General features: G+C 70.4%; 12 protein-coding genes. 8 read left to right on the forward strand and 4 right to left on the reverse strand.

Annotation, left to right across the window (positions count from 1 at the left end; translation table 11 throughout):
• Positions 1-584: 584 nt before the first annotated feature.
• Positions 585-1,463: a hypothetical protein gene (locus OEB96_RS05310; protein WP_266214347.1), complete on the forward strand. Its 879-nt coding sequence runs from the start codon at positions 585-587 to the stop codon at positions 1,461-1,463.
• 233 nt (positions 1,464-1,696) lie between these two features.
• Here OEB96_RS05310 and OEB96_RS05315 read toward each other — a convergent pair whose 3' ends face one another.
• A complete protein-coding gene (locus OEB96_RS05315) occupies positions 1,697-2,512 on the reverse strand; it encodes a leucine-rich repeat domain-containing protein (RefSeq protein WP_266214348.1) in 816 nt (271 codons plus the stop codon).
• Positions 2,513-2,694: 182 nt separating this feature from the next.
• Positions 2,695-4,056 (reverse strand): serine hydrolase domain-containing protein, encoded by a 1,362-nt coding sequence (locus tag OEB96_RS05320; RefSeq protein ID WP_266214349.1) that lies wholly within the window; start codon positions 4,054-4,056, stop codon positions 2,695-2,697.
• Positions 4,057-4,536: 480 nt separating this feature from the next.
• Here OEB96_RS05320 and OEB96_RS05325 point away from each other — a divergent pair, with 480 nt between their 5' ends.
• A complete protein-coding gene (locus OEB96_RS05325) occupies positions 4,537-5,214 on the forward strand; it encodes a hypothetical protein (protein WP_266214350.1) in 678 nt (225 codons plus the stop codon).
• Between the two features lie 62 nt (positions 5,215-5,276).
• Positions 5,277-6,323: a hypothetical protein gene (locus tag OEB96_RS05330; RefSeq protein ID WP_266214351.1), complete on the forward strand. Its 1,047-nt coding sequence runs from the start codon at positions 5,277-5,279 to the stop codon at positions 6,321-6,323.
• 28 nt (positions 6,324-6,351) lie between these two features.
• Here the strand turns inward: OEB96_RS05330 and OEB96_RS05335 are convergent, their stop codons facing one another.
• Positions 6,352-6,867 carry a hypothetical protein gene (locus OEB96_RS05335; protein WP_266214352.1) on the reverse strand — a complete coding sequence of 172 codons (516 nt, stop codon included), beginning with the start codon at positions 6,865-6,867 and terminating at the stop codon, positions 6,352-6,354.
• Positions 6,868-6,936: 69 nt separating this feature from the next.
• Complete coding sequence (locus OEB96_RS05340; RefSeq protein ID WP_266214353.1) at positions 6,937-7,572, reverse strand: DUF6151 family protein; 636 nt, start codon at positions 7,570-7,572, stop codon at positions 6,937-6,939.
• 119 nt (positions 7,573-7,691) lie between these two features.
• Between OEB96_RS05340 and OEB96_RS05345 the strand changes: the two genes are divergently transcribed.
• The 5 genes from OEB96_RS05345 to OEB96_RS05365 all read left to right on the forward strand — a co-directional run bounded on the left by OEB96_RS05345 (position 7,692) and on the right by OEB96_RS05365 (position 13,925).
• Positions 7,692-8,714 (forward strand): DUF7064 domain-containing protein, encoded by a 1,023-nt coding sequence (locus tag OEB96_RS05345; RefSeq protein ID WP_266214354.1) that lies wholly within the window; start codon positions 7,692-7,694, stop codon positions 8,712-8,714.
• Positions 8,715-8,885: 171 nt separating this feature from the next.
• Entirely contained in the window at positions 8,886-9,929 is a 1,044-nt protein-coding gene (locus OEB96_RS05350) for a Spy/CpxP family protein refolding chaperone (RefSeq protein ID WP_266214355.1), read from the forward strand.
• 206 nt (positions 9,930-10,135) lie between these two features.
• Entirely contained in the window at positions 10,136-10,909 is a 774-nt protein-coding gene (locus OEB96_RS05355; RefSeq protein ID WP_266214356.1) for a peptidylprolyl isomerase, read from the forward strand.
• Positions 10,906-11,901, forward strand: a complete 996-nt coding sequence (locus OEB96_RS05360; protein WP_266214357.1) for a HupE/UreJ family protein — start codon at positions 10,906-10,908, stop codon at positions 11,899-11,901. The genes OEB96_RS05355 and OEB96_RS05360 overlap by 4 nt, the downstream gene beginning before the upstream one ends.
• Positions 11,898-13,925, forward strand: coding sequence for a DUF3604 domain-containing protein (locus OEB96_RS05365; RefSeq protein WP_266214358.1), 2,028 nt, complete (start codon positions 11,898-11,900; stop codon positions 13,923-13,925). Before OEB96_RS05360 ends, OEB96_RS05365 begins: the two co-directional genes overlap by 4 nt.
• The last annotated feature ends 62 nt before the right edge of the window (positions 13,926-13,987 follow it).

A 13,987-nucleotide genomic window follows, 5' to 3' on the forward strand; every position in this document is an offset into this window, starting at 1 on the left:
TCGTGAACAACCCGCCCCCAGGGTGGGCCATGGTCGTGAACAAACCCCGGCTACGGGTGGGTCATGATCGTGAACAACGACAGCCGGAACTGACGACGTGCCCGATCTGCGTACCGTGAAGGCGCAAAGCTGCTGGGAACGAAGCCCAAGCACATCGACCAACTGCTCGAGAAGATCCTCGAGGCGCAGGGGTTCGACCGCTACGTCGAGGAGCTGTGCGAGGGTTTCTACAAGACGGGTGGGCGGCCGAGCATCCCGCCGGTGACGCGAGAGGCACCGGGTCGTGGAGCGCACATTGCGCATCGCCCTGATGCGATCTCATCGTGCCACGAGCTCGGCAACCGGGTCTTGCGGCTTTTCTTGGCGGACCGGTGATCCAGGTCGGGGGCAGCGGGCACTAGAGATGACACGAGCACGGAATCCCATGCCGCCAGGCTCGTGAGCGTGGTGGCCAGGCCTCGGGTCATTCGGTCCGCGGCAGCCGTGTCGAACCCAACCAACGGACGTTCGTCCGATCCCACTCCATTGCCGCTCAGACCGCGACGGAGCACGGCCGGGCGCGATGGAAGAACAGTCGAGTAGTCATGAATCAGCAAGAGCGCATCTCCAATTTCACCCTCGAGGCCCTGGGCGCGGTCACCTGCATCGCGCTGCTGTCGGCGTGTGATCCCGCGATCGAGCCCGAGTCCGAGCGCGCGGAGCAGATCACCGAGGCCAACTGGGTCGATCTCGACGCCCCGATCGCCAGCCCGGATCACGTCGAAGAGTCTGCGCCCGTCATCGCCGAGCTCGCGGTGGGGGACGGCAAGATCATCTTCTACGACGAGACCTCCGTGCGAGATGGCGTCGAGGACGTCGTGGTGGGCATGGGCTTCATCGGCGAATCCACGCTGGGAGCCGTCGTGGCCTTCGATGAGCAAGAGGCCACGCCGCTCGAGATCTTCCTCGCCGTCGCTCCCGAGGCAGAGGTACCCGAAGTGCTCGAGAAGGAGCACGACCTACAGGTCGAGGCAGGCCGCGCCGAGCCGCAGCCCCGCGACTCCCTGGACCTGCGGGTCACCCGGGAGAGCTATCAGAAGAGCTGCCCGAGTTGGCAGACGTGGATGTCCGAGATCTGGCCGTCCACGTACACGTGGTCGGAGTGGACGTCGGGCTACATGCCCTCCGGCCAGTCGGAGGCCTCGGGCGCCTACTGGGCAGTCGCACTCTATTTCTACACCGACTACAGCTCCGCACGGGCCCTGGGCGGCTGCAACCATGGGCTCAACGTGGGGCCCAACGGCAAGTTCCAGGTCCACTATCGGGTCAATGCCAACGATTCGTGGCACCAGGTCGCGTATTACGACCTTTCCCTGAACGAAGGGTACTACTACCGCTCGAGCGGCTCGACGCGACAGTACCGTGGCTGGGTCTATCACCCGGGGGGTGAGTCCACGAACTGGTACATCAACGCCGCGTGGTAGCGTGACGCGCTGAGACGAGCTGCCCGCGGAGCTCCGCGGGCAGCCAACCCTGGGGGCAAGCTCTAGCAATTGCAATGTTGCCATCCCGAGATCGAGCGTGGCGAGCCGGGCGGACCGTGCGGCGGGCCGAGCCCGATCGTCGTGCGGAAGCGTGGGCTCGTCATCGCCGCCTGGACGGCACCGGCCGCGAGCCCTGACCGCGACCGCTTGCCGCGGCCGCTGGGTGGGGGCGCTCAGTGATAATAATAGTAGGTGCTGATGTCGACCGAGGGTCGTGCTCGCGAGAAGGCCTCGACCTCGGCGGGGAGCACCTGCGAGGTGCTCATGTAGATGGTCTTGAGCCGGGGGAGCTCGCGGAGCGGCGCGATGGTCTGGACGTCGGTGGACGAGAGGTCGAGCGTCTCCAGGCTCGTGATGCTTCGCAGGGGCTCGAGCGACTCTACGAGGCTTCCCATCAGTTTCAGCTCGCGGAGGGCCGGGAGCTCGGCCAGGGGCTGCAGGTCGGCCACCTCGGTGTAGCGGATATCGAGCACCGCGAGCCTCGACAAGCCCGCCAGGGGCCGCAGGTCGGCCACCTTGGTGCTGCTCAGGCGGAGCTCCTCGAGCTCCGGCAGCTCGGCCAGCGGCGCGAGGTCGGCGATGGGCGTCTCGCTCACGTCCAGCAGCTCGATGCGAAGGCCCGCGACCGAGGCGAGCGACTCGATGGGAGTCTCGTTGAGGTACAGGTCTTCGAGCTCGGGCAGGCCCTTCAGCACGGCGACGTCGCGGACCCTCGTGCCGCGGAGATCGACGGCCAGCAGCTCGCGTAGGCCCAGCAGCACGTCGACCACCTCGACCTCGGGATCGTGGCACTCGACGACGATCTCCTCCCGCGGCCACCTGCAGCCGCAGAACTCGATCGGCTGGTCGTCGGCGACGGTCGGGCGGTCGGCCGCGCCAGGGGCAGGGGGTGGTGGCACGAGGGGAGGCTCCGCCACCTCGGCCCGGGGCGACCGTGGCCCGCACGCGACGATGGAGAGCACGAGTGCGAGCCGACCGACCTTTCGCATGCGTCGCATGGTAGGCGACGGGGCACCCGACCGGAAAGTCCAGTGCGGGGGCTATGAGGCGCGCATCGAGCCGCTCGAGGCTGCGGGCCCCGAGCAGCGGTGCCGTGACGGCCGGATGAGCGGCGACGCACGACGATGATGCCGAGGTGCTCGCGGCACGCGTCGTCGATGACGCTCCGCGTTCAGGTCTCGGCAACGGCGCCAGCACCGGGAGACGACTTGCCGCTGTAGAATACCGCAAGCCTGAATACCGCCCAGAGGACGCCCGTTGCGGCAGTCGCAACCAGCAGCAAGACGAAGTCGGGCTGGTAGAGAGACAACGTCCTCAAGGGAACGCCGAAGAGCTGCGGGATGAGATATGTGGCCGTCCACGCCAGCGCGAGCGTCGTGAACAGCGGAAACCATAGACTGAAAGCACCAGATGCTCCGGACTTGGCGCGCAGCCCGGCCCGGTGAAGCCCCGCCCAAACGATGCCGATCACGAAGATCACGGGCAGGAGCGCAAACATGAGGAACAAGGACCTTGGGCCCCAGCTGCTTTCGCCGCTGTGGTCATCGCGGCCGAGGGCTCTGGCGACGATGCCACCGAAGAGTCCGTTGTTCTCTCCAAATCCAAGTCCGCTGTTCGCATTGACGAGGACGACGACGCCTCTTCTTTCCGTCGGCGACAGGACCGCAAGCGTCTCGACCCCGGGCGTGAGGCCTGAATGGTAGAAGGTGCCGTCATTGGCGTCGATGGACCAGCCAAAGCCATAAAGGGGAGATGCGGCGCTGGCCGGGCGCAACATGGCGGCCTTGCTCTCTGCGCTGATGACGTCGTCCTGCCCATTCATCATGACCGCCAGATACAACGCCAGGTCCGAGGCGGTGGCGACGACACCGCCCGCCGGCCCACCAGCGCGACTTGTGCTGTTGTCCCCAAGCGGGCGCTTCGAACCGAACCAGGGCTGATGCCCGACCGCCATTGCGTCGTGACTCTCTCCGACGGCCACGAAGCTCTCGTCCATTCCGATTGGTTCGAGAATCTCGGCTTCCATGTGGCTCGCGAAATCCTGGCCGCTCACTGCTTCGATGACAGCGCCCAAGATCAGGTAGTTCGCGTTCGAGTATTGCCAGCGGGCGCCAGGGGCGTAGCGCGGAGACCATTGGGCGATGCGCTCGACCTGGCGCTCGAGGTCATCCCCGCTCCGGGGCCCGTCGATGTGGGTGTCGTTGCCCTGCCAGGTCGAAAAACCGCTGGTGTGGCTGAGCAATTGCCGGATGGTCGTGGCGCCGGAGGGGCGGTCCTTGAAGACATCGAGATAGCGCGACACTTCGGCGTCGAGATCGACTCTTCCCGATTCGACCAGCTTCATCACCGCCATGGCGGTGAAGCTCTTGGTGATGGAGCCAATCAGGAACGGCGTATCGGGCGTCACAGGTCTGCCGCTGCCGGCCAGGATCTCTCCGTAAGCGCCTGAAGCGATTTCGCCGTCCTCAACGACCGCATAGGCGAGACCCGGCGCGCCCGCGATCGGCATCTCGGTCGCGATGAAATCGTCCATCGATTGGGAAGGCGTGCGAGCCTGTGCTGCGCTCGCAAGTCCCATTGTGAGTAAGGCACAGGTCAAGCGCATTCTTCATTCCCCTGCACGACGTTGGTGTCTAGCACAGGAAGACGGATATCGAAACCCATGACAGATCTGCTGTAGACCCCAGTGTTGCAAACCGCAGCCTGAGAATGGCTGCTAAAGGCCGCGTGACGTAGATGCTCGAGGCCGTGTTGGAAGTCTTCGCGAGCTGTCCGGTGGCGGAGACGCACAGATGGAACGCGGCTCGACGCCGGCCTGGTCGTGCGAACGCCAGGACTCGGGGGGAGCGGAGAGCCGGCGAAATTCGGGGTGTGGACCATCACCTCGGCTCGACCGATGCCCGCGTTCCATCCCTCATGCCGACCTCGAACCCGGCTCGAGGCGCGGCCCCTTGCGAGCGCCGACCATGCACTCCATGCTCGGCGTATAGGTCCCGTCCAGGAAAAGTCGGTCGTGGTGCATGGCAATCAGATGGGATTCGCCATCGTGCATCCATTGGATCTTCCCGACATCGACGACGCCGACGCTTCGGGGTGCTCGGGGTACTCGGCATTGGACGGCCCAGAGGGAGAGCATCTCTTCGACGATGGCCTCGTCTTCGGGCTGCGGATCGACCATGGCGAGTATCGAGTTCGCGTCACGGGCGAGGCCATGACTTCCGAGGAGGCTCGTGCTGCCGGCGTCCCCTTCGTCTTTGGGCTTCGTGTGCGGCATGGCGAGGTCTACCTCGGAGACCTCTCGCAACTCCCTCCGCCGCAACGCTGGCCACATCGCCGCAACGAGTACGCCGACCTGTGCGTCCGCGTCGCGAACGGGGCCTACGAAGGCCGCCTGTTCGTTCTCGAGCACGAAGATGACTCCCTCCTCCCCGATTGGGTCCTGCAACTCCGTCCGGTCGACGGGATCGAGCACACACCGCGTTGGGCCGACTTCGCCGACGTTTGGGACGACGATGGGCGCAGCGGCCAGCCGCGAACCATCACCACCAGCGAACGTCGCGTCGTACATCCGAAGTTCGGCGAAGGCCGGGTGATCAGAACCGAGGAAGGATCATCCGGAGTGAAGCTCACCATCGAGTTCGATTCAGGCGCCCGTCACGTCCTCTTGGAGCGGTTCGTACGAGACGCATGAATCGGGGGTGGCGCCTCGTCGACCCTCGGCTCTACTCCCCACCTCCCCTATACTCCACCCCGATGCACTCGCTCCGCTCGCTCGCCCTCTTGCTGCTCTTCCTCACGGCCTGCGTGCCCGAGTGCGGCGGGCTCAACCCCGACTGCAAGCCCAAGTGCGCCGACGTGGGCGAGTGCGGCAAGCGGACCTACCGGGCCGGCGACGGATATGCGCGCTGCTTCGTGCGCGACGGCAACGACTGTGCCCAGTCGCGGGTGTGCAAGGACGAGGGACGCTGTCACCTCTACGATGGCATCACCCCCGATCGCTGCGTGGCCCTGACCGATCTCGATTGCCGTGCGTCGACGGGCTGCGCGCGCGAGGGCAAGTGCAGCCTGGGTCGGCTCGGTGAGTGCGTGGCCGAGCCGGCCGACTGTGCGCGTACGGACGCGTGCCGCGACGCGGGCATCTGCGCCCACGAGCATGGGCGCGGCTGTGTGGCGGGGCCGGCCGAGTGCAAGGCGAGCTGCAGGTTCTCGGGGGCCTGCGAGCTGCGCGACGGGGTGTGCGTTGCCACCGGGGCCGAGCACTGCGCCAAGTCGAGCCAGTGCCGCGGGACCGGCCAGTGCACGCTCGACGGCGATCGTTGCGTCGCGAGCGACGAGGCATGCGCGGCCTCGAGCGACTGCGAGCTCAACGGCTGGTGCACCGCGGTCGATGGTGGCGATGGCTGCTACGACGGGCGCACGGCGTGCGGGCGGCTGTGCTGGGCGCGGGGGGACTGCACGCGGATCGACGGCATCTGCCAGCCCGAGAACGACGACCACTGCGCCCGCTCGGTCGCGTGCGCGGTCGAGGGGCGCTGCGCCTACCCGGGGCGGTCCACGCCCTTGTGCGGCGCGACCGACGACGCTCACTGCGAGGCCAGCCTCGAGTGCAAGGCCTTTGGTCGCTGCACCCGCAAGGGCATCGCCTGCGCGGGGGAGGGGCCCGTGCACCTCGGCGGCGCCTGCATCGGCCGGCCCGAGTGCGAGACCGAGGGCCGCTGCCTGATGTCCAACGACGGCGCGTGTGTGACCGCAGTCGAGGCCGGTCTGCCCGACTGGCAGCCGCCGCCGATGATCCCGTAGGGGCCGCCCCAGGAGCGTCGCGTCTCGCTCATCGACGATCCCGCAGCTTCGCGATCACGTCGGCCGGCAGACGATCGGCCACGCGCTCGATGGCGTCGCGACGCCGGCGCGAGCGCAGGCCCAGCATCAGCAGCGGCAGCCCGAGCGCCGCGGTGTCGCGACGGTGCGCACAGCCGGCCTCGGGCTCATGCGGCGGCACCAGGCAGGGACCCGCCGCCGCCTCGGTCACGGGCAGTGCCACCAGGCACGGCTCGAACTCGTACACGGTCAAGCAAGTGGCCGTCGAGTTCTCCTCGGGCTCGGGCTCCGGCTCGAGCTCGATCTCTGGCTCCTGCTGCTCCGGCTCCGGCTCCGGCTCCGGCTCCGACTCCCGCTCCGACGCACCCTCGCGGCGCCCCTCCACAGCGGTAGATGGATCATCCTCCGCCGCCTCCCGTCGCACGGGCGCCACCCCGGGCTCCGATGCCCGAGCCGACGCCGGACCTGCGGCCAGCAAGGCCGGCAGCGGCAGCAAAAGCCCCAGTCGATCGCGCGAGCTCGACACCGCCTCCACGATACCCCACCCCTGGAGCACGAGAAGCCGCAGCCGTCGATCACCCACGCATTCGCACGCTCACCGCTCGGTGCTCGTGCTCGCGCCAGCGACCGCCGCCCGAAGCTCGTTGCGCTGCTCGAGCGTCAGCACCTCCGGCGCCGAGATCGGCTCCCCGCTCGCGGTCCAGAACGGCGAACCGCGGTGCCTCCCGGCCACGGCATTGCCCAGCACCCACCCGACGCTGCGCACGAGCAACCCCAGCCCCACCCGCGCGGGCACGCCCTCGGGGCAGCCACCGATCGCATACCGCCCGTGCAAGCTCCCCCGCGGGGTCCCGACCGCCGCATCGAGCGCGCTGCCCTGCGGCGCCACGAAGCGCATCGCGAACCCGACGAAGGGCGAGCGTGGCGAGTGCAGCATGTTGCCGGCCGGCGTCTTGCAGCACGTGGTGTACCAGCGCAGCACGCCCTTGGGTGACAGCCTCATGCACCGCAGCTCCTGCTGGCCGGCCGAGAATCGCACCCGCGAGGGAGCGACCTGCAGGATGTCGGTGCCGCCGCGCTCGTTCATCACGTCGTCGCGCCCCAGGAAGTGCGCGAAGGTCTGGCAGTCGTCGCAGTAGCACACGGCCCGGTTGCAGGTGCGGGCCGAGCTCTCGATGACCACGCCCTGGACGGTCCCACACGCGCAGCGAAGCTCGACGTCGGTGCTCATGCCGCCCGTATAGGCCCACCGCCTGCGCATTGCAACGCCACCGCTCGTCCATCCACCCGTCCACTCGCCCATCCCCCGGCTCGCCCCCCGGTCGACGCGCGGTGCTACCCTCCCGCCCGGTGCGAACCCGGCTCAAGCGTGCCCTCATGACCGCGCTGGTCTCGGCCCGTCGCGGCCACGGCTCGTCCACGGCACAGCTCGAGTCGCTGCACCTTCGGCCCGAGGCTCCCGGCTACAACGACAGCTCGTACCTGTGGGGCCGCGGCTCCGACGGCACCGCGCTGGTGGCCCGCCTGTCGATTCGCACCCACGCCAAGAGCGAGGTCTGGTTCTCGTTTCGCGCGCCCGGCCAGCCGATCGCGGCCGTGGAGCCCCCGCTGCACCCCCACGACGAGGGCATGGCCGCCGGAGGCCTGCGCCTCGACGTGCTCGAGCCCGGCAAGCGCTGGCGCATCGAGTATAGCGGGCCGCTGCGGCGCGACGGTCGCTCGATCGACTGCGAGGCCTCGCTGCAGTTCCGCTCCGACCATGCGCTGGTCGACTTCTCGCATGCGGTCGCCCCCGCCACCCTCGCCCGGGCCCTGGCCGCGCAGCCGTGGTCGCGCCGCTTCTTCGAGCAGCTCGAGGAGATCCGCACGATCCACTACGAGCAGGCGGGCCGCCTCACCGGCACCATCACCCTCGGTGGCCACGAGCACGCGATCGACGTGCCGTCGCTTCGCGATCACAGCTTTGGCCGCCGCCGCTGGTCGAGCTGGCGCCGTCACTTCTGGTTCACGGGGCTGTGCGAGGACGGCCGCTCGTTCAACGCCACCCGGATCCGCTACGACTTCGTGGGCCCGCTGGTCGCCGGATTCCTGCAGAGCGGCGGCGGCGAGCCGGTGGCGATCGAGGAGACCTCGCCGTTCGAGATCTTCGGCGCCCCGGGCCAGGTGCCCCGCACGGCCGAGCTGTGGCTCACCGCCCGCGGCGGACGACGCCACCGCCTGGTGCTGACCACCGACGGCGCGTTCGAATTCGCAATGGACGACGGCGCCTACGTGATCCACGAGGGCATCGCTACCTTCGAACTCGACGGCGTCCCCGGGGTGGGCATCGCCGAGCTCGGCTGGGCAGGCCAAGGGAACGCCGAATCTCGCTGAACGCGCCTTGGGCGCGCCTCCGCCGAGGGCCCGCCGATCGCCGCCCGCCCGTCGAGACCAGGACCAGACTGGAGCGAATTGGCATCGACCTTTACGGAACCTTCACGCGCTCGCGCTGGCCTGTGCCCCTCGGCCCGGGCACTCTGTGGCTGCGAGAGGTCGTAGAGCCCCATGAACAGAGCCAAGTCCCTGCTGTCGCTGCTCCCCTGTGCCCTGCTGCTCGCGGTCGCGTGCGACCAAGGCCAAGCGCCCGACCCCGAGGTCCTCGAGGATCGCGTGGCCGAGGCCGCCCCGCCCGCCGACGAGCTCGCCCCCCGCGAGCATGGCCGCCACGCTCGCGGTCATCACGGCGGCGGTCATCACGAGGGCGGCGGCGACAAGCTGATGCGGCTGTGCGACAAGCTCGAGTGCACCGATGATCAGCGCACCCGGATCGAGGGCCTCGCCGATCGCCTCGCCCCCAACCTTCGGGGCGAGCGGGCCAAGGGTGATGTCGATGCGGCCAACGAGGCGCTCGCCGATGCGTTCGCGGGTGACGGGCTGACGGCCGCCGCGCTCGAGGCCTGGCGCACCACCGCCTGGCCCGAGCCGGGTGCTCGCGCCGATGCCCTGGCCCCCGCGGTGGTGGAGCTGCACGGAATCCTCGATCCCACCCAGCGCGAGGCCCTGGCCGAGAAGATCGAGCGCCATGGCCTGCCGTTCGCGGGCGGGCGCGGCAACAAGTGGGAGGGCAAGCGCGGGGGCAAGCGCGGGCACGATCGCGACGACGAGGCCCTGGCCGATCGGGCGGCGCACGAGGCCGCGAAGGTGTGCGGGCCCCTGTCGTGCTCGGAGCAGCAGCAGGAAGAGCTCGCCGCCGTGCTGCAGGAGCGCCCCGAGCCGGCCGAGGTCTCGCAGGACGCTCGCGCGGCCCTGGCCGACGCGTTCCGCGGCGATGGGCTGTCGGACGCCGCGGTGCGGGCCTACCTCGACGCCGCGGCGGAGGCTCGGGTGCAGGAGCACGCGGCCATGGATGCGCAGGTCGTCGCGATCCACGAGCTGCTGACCGCCGAGCAGCGGGGGCTGGTCGCCGAGCGGATCCGCGAGGACGGTCCGCGGGGGCTGGGCCTGCACGCCGGTCGCGATGGCGGCAAGAAGAAGCATCGCCGCGGGGGCAAGAAGAAGCATCGCCGTCCGCATGGCGATGCCGAGCGCGGCGGCCAGCAGTTCGGCTAGCCCGGGCCACGTCTTGCGCGACTCGCCCGCACCGAGTCGCAACCGGATCGTCCGGCGTCACCGATGGTGGCGCCGGACGATCACATTCGTCTGGCCCGGTCCCTCTGCCCTCCTCGACGTGCGAGGATGAGCGCGTCGTGGGAGGGCCGCCCGAACGAAGCCGCCGCGAGCGAGGCCCCGAGCGAGGCCCATGGCTCGCCACGCTCATGGTGGGTGCACTGCTGTGGGTCGCCCATCGCCTGGCGACGGGCCCCGAGCTCGATGCGGTGGTCGTGTCGGCCCCCACGGTGTCGGCCCTGCGCAGCGCGTGGCAGGCCCAGCATGGACGACCACCTTCGGCCGAGGAGCTGACGGCGCTGGTCGACGAGCACGTGGAGCAGGAGCTGCTGGTGCGGGAGGCCCGGGCGCAGGGGCTCGACCTCGCCGATCCGATCGTGCGCCGTCGCCTGATCCAGAAGATGCAGTTCGTGCTCGAGGAGGCCGAGCCGATCGAGGATCCCGGCGACGAGGTGCTCGAGGCGTGGCTGACCGCGCACGCCGACGCGCATCGCCGGCCCCCGCGGCGCGGGTTCACGCATGCGTTCGTGGCCGGGCAAGGGACCGAGGCCGAGGCGCGGGCCCATGCGCTGGCCCGCCAGCTCGAGCGAGGAGACGATCCCGCGACGCTGGGCGATCCCTTTGCCCACGGCCACGTGCAGGGACCCGCCGATCACGACGCGCTCGTGCGTCGCTATGGCGAGCCGCTCGCCCAGGCGGTGGCCGCCGCCCCTCGCGATCGCGTGGTGGTGGCCCGCAGCAGCTTCGGCTGGCATGCGCTGCGGATCGAGGACGAGCGCCCCGGTCGCTTGCCCGCGCTCGCGGAGATCCGGGCGCGGGTGCTCGCCGACTGGCAGCAGCAGCGACGCGCCGACAACCTCGCACGAGGCGTGGCCGCGCTGCGCGAGCGCGCGGTGGTCGAGGTGGAGGCGCCGGTCCCATGAGGAGGTGGTGCGCGGTGCGGTGGATCGGCGCCATCGCGGGCCCGTGGCGGCTCGTGCTCGTGCTCGCGCTCGCATCATCCCCGGCATGGGCGCACGAGTTTCGCCCGGCCACGCTCGCGCTGCGGGCCCACGAGGGCGGCGAGGTCACGGTGCGCTTCGCTCCTCCGGCCGTCACCGCGCGCGGGCCCACCTCGGCGGCGCTGCAGCCCGTGCCGCCGCCGCACTGCGAGGCCGTGGCACCGCACCGCTGGTCGTGCGGCGGGCAGGGCCTGACGGGCACCCTGTCGATGGCCGGGCTCGCGTCCGATCCGGTCGACGTGCTGGTGCACGTGCGCTGGCCCGACGGCAGCGAGCTGCGCACCCGTCTCGAGCCCGACTCGCCCTCCGTCGTCCTCCCCCGGGGCGCGGCGGTGGCCGGCCCGGGCGCCGCGATCGCGACCTACTTCGGGATCGGGGGCGAGCACATCCTCGGCGGCTGGGATCACCTGCTGTTCCTCGTGGCGCTGCTGCTGCTCGGCGGACGGCCCCTCGATCACCTGCGCACGATCACCGCCTTCACGGTGGGCCACGGCCTGACGCTGCTGTGCCACTCGCTGCACCCGCTGCCGGTGCCGGGCCCCTGGGTCGAGGCCTGCATCGGCGCCTCGATTGCGATCACGGCCATCAGCGCCCAGGCTCGCCACCCCCCGCGCGGCCGCGCGTGGACCTGGGCGCTGGCGTTCGGCCTGGTGCACGGCCTGGGCTTCGCGGGCGCGCTCGCGCAGCTCGGCCTGCCCCCCGCACAGCGCGGCTGGGCATTGCTCGGCTTCAACCTCGGCGTGGAGGCCGGCCAGCTCGCGGTGGTGCTGTCCCTGCTGACCCTGGCCGCCCTCGTCCCCCGCACGTCGGCCATCCGCGAGCGCCTGCGCAGGGGCCTGGCGTTCGCCGTGGGCTCCGTGGCCGTGGCCCTCACCCTGCAGCGCGTCGTCGAGTTCTGGAGCGTCGTCCCATGAGCACGAGATCCACCCCGCATCACCTCGTCCCCCGGCTCCCCGCCCCGCGGCTGCTGCCGCTGCCGCTGCTGCCGTTGCTGCTGCTGGTCGGCTGTCCCGACGATCCACCGCCGCCCGCCATCGGCACCAGCACCGGCCCCGGCACCTCGACCACGAGCACCACCGCCGACAGCCTCGACGACACCGGCATCGACCTGCAGCACCCGCCGCAGTCCGACCAGGGCGTGCTGGGGGCGACCTGCGACGCCCACGACCCCCTGCGTCAGCTCTACTGGGGCGATCTTCACGTGCACACCGGCTACTCGTTCGACGCCTGGCTGCACGACGTGCGCACCGATCCCGACCAGGCCTACCGCTTCGCCAAGGGCGAGGCCATCGGGCTGCCCCCGCTCGACGCGCGCGGCCAGCCGACTCAGACGGTCCAGCTCGATCGCCCGCTCGACTTCGTGGCCGTGACCGATCACTCCGAGTTCCTCGCCGAGGTACAGGCCTGCACCACCCCGGGCACGACGGCCTACGACTCCACGCTGTGCACCGACTACCGGGCCAACCAAAACGGCGCGCTGGTCAACTTCGGTCTGCAGCTCGGCCAGCCCTCGCCCACTCGCTTCGCGCCGATCTGCGAGGACGGCGGGGTCGATTGCACCGCGCTCGTGGAGGAGGTCTGGCAGCGCACCATCGATGCCGCGCAGACCCACCACGATTCCACCTCGGCCTGCACGTTCACCGCGTTCGTGGGCTACGAGTGGAGCGGCATGCAGGCGCTGTCGAACCTGCACCGCAACGTGATCTTCAGGAACGACTCGGTGCCCGCGATTCCGCTGTCGTACTACGAGGCTCCGAGCGCGCAGGCGCTGTGGGACGGGCTGCGGGCCCAGTGCCTCGACGGGCTCGATGGCTGCGACGTGCTGGCGATCCCCCACAACTCCAATTGGAGCAACGGCCGGCTGTTCCGCGTGGAGTACCCGGGGGCGGGCAGCGAGGCCGAGCAGGCCGCGGCCCGGGCCGCGATGGAGCCGCTGGTCGAGGTGTTCCAGCACAAGGGCGACAGCGAGTGCAGCAACGGGCTCTCGGGGATCCTGGGGGCGCCCGACGAGCTGTGCGAGTTCGAGAAGCTGCGCGTGCCGCCGTTCGAGGACTGCCTCGACGGCATCGGCAGCAACGGCATGGTGGGCGGCGGCTGCGTGTCGCGGCGCGACTTCGTGCGGGGGGCGCTGCTCGAGGGCTTGCAAGAGCAGGTGCGGATCGGCGTCAACCCGTTTCGGCTCGGCTTCATCGCCAGCACCGACACCCACAACGGCACGCCGGGCCTGGTGGACGAGGATGCGTTCGTGGGGCACGTGGGGCGCGAGGACGGCGACGCGATCGCACGCCTGACCGGGCAGGTGCCCGCCGGTCCGCGCAACGGCCCCGGGGGGCTGGTGGCGGTGTGGGCCGCGGAGAACTCGCGCGATGCGATCTTCGAGGCACTGCGGCGGCGCGAGACCTACGGCACCAGCGGCCCGCGGATGGCGGTGCGGGTGTTCGGCGGCGCGAGCCTGCCACAGGACCTGTGCGAGCAGGCCGATCTGGTGGGGGTGGCCGATGCCACCGGGGTGCCGATGGGCGGACAGCTGCCGACCAACGACGAGGGCCCGCCCCGCATCGCGATCTCGGCGCTGCGCGACCCGCAGGGGCTGCCGCTCCAGCGGGCGCAGGTGATCAAGGGGTGGATCGATCGCTCGGGCCTCGCCCACGTGGAGGTGTTCGACGCGGTCGGGGGCGACAACGGAGCCAGCGTGGATCCGCTGACCTGCGAGCCGCAGGGCGCGGGCGAGGACTCGCTGTGCACGGTGTGGACCGATCCCGCGTTCGACCCCGGCGTGCCCGCGTACTACTACGTGCGCGTGCTCGAGAACCCGCGCTGCCGCTGGAGCGTGGCCGACTGCCAGTCGCTGGGCGCGATGGCGCCGACGGTGTGCAACGAGCTGCCCACCGCGATCCAGGAGCGGGCGTGGACGAGCCCGATCTGGTACGAGCCGTGACGTCCCGCGGCCAAGATCGCCGCCTCGGAGGCGGAGCCGCAGCCCGGTGCCACCGAGGCGGA

Source organism: Paraliomyxa miuraensis, assembly GCF_026337845.1.
Lineage (GTDB): Bacteria > Myxococcota_A > Polyangia > Nannocystales > Nannocystaceae > Paraliomyxa > Paraliomyxa miuraensis.

Bases quoted from the DNA above. Each gene is read 5' to 3' on its own strand.
- OEB96_RS05315 (WP_266214348.1), bottom strand. From the start codon at position 2,512: ATGCGAAAGGTCGGTCGGCTCGCACTCGTGCTCTCCATCGTCGCGTGC.
- OEB96_RS05310 (WP_266214347.1), top strand. From the start codon at position 585: ATGAATCAGCAAGAGCGCATCTCCAATTTCACCCTCGAGGCCCTGGGC.
- OEB96_RS05320 (WP_266214349.1), bottom strand. From the start codon at position 4,056: ATGGACGATTTCATCGCGACCGAGATGCCGATCGCGGGCGCGCCGGGT.
- OEB96_RS05355 (WP_266214356.1), top strand. From the start codon at position 10,136: ATGGTGGGTGCACTGCTGTGGGTCGCCCATCGCCTGGCGACGGGCCCC.
- OEB96_RS05365 (WP_266214358.1), top strand. From the start codon at position 11,898: ATGAGCACGAGATCCACCCCGCATCACCTCGTCCCCCGGCTCCCCGCC.
- OEB96_RS05350 (WP_266214355.1), top strand. From the start codon at position 8,886: ATGAACAGAGCCAAGTCCCTGCTGTCGCTGCTCCCCTGTGCCCTGCTG.
- OEB96_RS05330 (WP_266214351.1), top strand. From the start codon at position 5,277: ATGCACTCGCTCCGCTCGCTCGCCCTCTTGCTGCTCTTCCTCACGGCC.
- OEB96_RS05360 (WP_266214357.1), top strand. From the start codon at position 10,906: ATGAGGAGGTGGTGCGCGGTGCGGTGGATCGGCGCCATCGCGGGCCCG.
- OEB96_RS05340 (WP_266214353.1), bottom strand. From the start codon at position 7,572: ATGAGCACCGACGTCGAGCTTCGCTGCGCGTGTGGGACCGTCCAGGGC.